Here is a 669-nt window from a genome sequence, read left to right on the forward strand (position 1 = left end):
GAACGTGCTGCTTCACGCGGTGCTCGCGCGCACGCACCGGTTGCAGCGGCTGCTGCACGCGTATCCGGAACTCGCGGTCGCGCCGCGCGACGACGGCGTGATCGTATCGGGCTACGTCGCCGATCCGGCCGCGCGCGAACGCGTCGCGCAGATCGTGTCGGGCGTCGACAACGCGGCGCTCGGCACCGTCTACGTGGTCAGCGATCTCGTCGCGACCGCGCAGACCTATTTCAGCGACACGGCGCTCACCGTCGCGTATCTCGGGCGCGGCCGCATCGAGCTGACCGGCACGGCGCCGCGCGCGCAGCTCGAGCCGCGCATCCGCAACTACATGAAGGACGCGCGGCCGGCGCTCGAAGTCGTCGACCATGTGCGCGACGCGCAAGCCGACGCACCGCGCACGACGACGACGCTCGGCGGCTCGGCCGGCATCCCGGAGATCACGACGGTGTTCGCCGGCGACGGCGACCAGCGCTATATCGAGACGGTCGACGGCAGCCGCTATTTCGAGGGTGCGCGGCTGAAGGAAGGGCCGACGGTCGTGTCGATCGGGCCGGACGAAGTCGTGTTCGAGCGCAACGGCCAGCGCATCACGATGCCGCTCGGCGGCACGTCGGCCGGTGCGCCGGCCCGCGTGCCGGCGCCGCCCGTGCCGCCGCTGGCAAGCGG

The 669-nt window shown here is 72.3% G+C and carries 1 protein-coding gene; it reads left to right on the top strand.

All coding sequences use genetic code 11. From position 1 onward, the window contains the following. Positions 1–669: type III secretion system inner membrane ring subunit SctD (gene sctD, locus HMPREF3115_RS25175; protein WP_070556561.1), on the top strand; the 669-nt coding region annotated here is incomplete at both ends.

The sequence above is a fragment of the Burkholderia sp. HMSC10F09 genome, from assembly GCF_001806955.1.
GTDB classification, from domain to species: Bacteria; Pseudomonadota; Gammaproteobacteria; order Burkholderiales; family Burkholderiaceae; genus Burkholderia; species Burkholderia multivorans.